Raw genomic sequence first — 1,361 nt, forward strand, 5'->3', positions numbered from 1 at the left:
TTTGTTTTTTACACAAATCTATCTACTCTCCCAAATTGACCAAACTAAAATTCCTAAGAGATTAATGCTTGCTATTCCTCTACTTGGAATTGGATATTTAATTTCACTTATAGACTATTCAGTTGTTTGGAGATATTTCTCATGGTCAAACCAAACATTAGCTATGATAGTTCTTTGGGCAGGTTCTGTATATCTTGCTAAATACGCTAAGATAAACAAACCAGTTTCATCACTAATTGCAGCTGTACCTGCAACCTTTATGTCCGCGGTAAGTTGTACCTATATCTTATATGCACAAGAAGGCTTTAAACTTCCAACAACAATTGCCTATCCTGTAGGTATAATTTTTGCAGCTGTATGTTTATGCTTATTCTTATTCCGTACATTTATACCAGCCTTAAAAGCTAAAGCTAATTAAAAATCCTAACTTTCAAAATTAGCAAAAAAACTGCGTAGATTAATCTACGCAGTTTTCAATTACTTCTTTTTTATCTCTAAAACTTCATTTAGAAATTCTATTAATATTTCTATCTTCTTTTCTTTGATAATATTGCACCTGCTCCTGCTAAAATAGCTCCTATAGTTGTAGCTAATACTCCTGCTACACCACCTGTCTTAGGAAGATTATCTTTTCCTTGTGATTGACTTGTAGTGTTTGTTGCACTACTTGAATTACTACTTGAGCTACTTGAACCACTTACCACATTATCTGAAGCTACATTTTCATTCTTATCTTCTGTCTTTTCAGTATTATCTGCAACTTCATTTTTATCTGGATTTGTTGGTGTTTCAGTAGTTCCTGGATTTTCTGGTACTTCATTATTATCTAGAATTTCTGTATTACCTGGATTTTCAGGTACTTCTTCATTTCCTGTACCTACATTTGCAACTAAAGCATTAACTGCTGCATTTAATTCATTTTCAGCATTTGATATTTCAGCTACAGTTGCTTCTTCATTTTCAAATACTCCTCTAGCCATGCCTAATTTAGCTTGTAGGTTATTCCAAGATTCTATAGTATATTTGCTAGCATCTAAAGCTTCAACCTTATTGATTAAACCTTCTAATTTATCCTTACTTGGTATTAATCTTAATTCTAAGAATGCTCTTAAAAGTTCTTTATAAGAATCAGCTACTTCTGCTTCAAGAGCATTTTCATCTGCTATAATAGCATTTGCTTTTTCTACACTAGCATGTAATTTGCTCCAAGTATCATTAATATATTCATCAGAATTTAATCCTTCAATTCTATCTAATAAATTAATTAATTGAGTTTTATCTCCTTTAATGAATTCTAACATTTGCATTGCATTTGCTAATCTTTCAAAGGCTGAATCTACTTCTTCTTGAGTTGAATTTTC

At 31.5% G+C, this 1,361-nt stretch carries 1 protein-coding gene and 1 pseudogene; one reads left to right on the top strand and one right to left on the bottom strand.

Features of this window, described 5'->3' with window-relative positions:
* A pseudogene (locus HMPREF0216_RS15025) lies at positions 1-418 on the top strand (carbon starvation CstA 5TM domain-containing protein); the annotation flags it as partial.
* 109 nt (positions 419-527) lie between these two features.
* Here HMPREF0216_RS15025 and HMPREF0216_RS15030 read toward each other — a convergent pair.
* On the bottom strand, positions 528-1,361 hold an 834-nt coding region (locus HMPREF0216_RS15030; protein WP_005216047.1), incomplete at its 5' end, for an LPXTG cell wall anchor domain-containing protein.

Source organism: Clostridium celatum DSM 1785, from assembly GCF_000320405.1.
GTDB classification, from domain to species: Bacteria; Bacillota; Clostridia; order Clostridiales; family Clostridiaceae; genus Clostridium; species Clostridium celatum.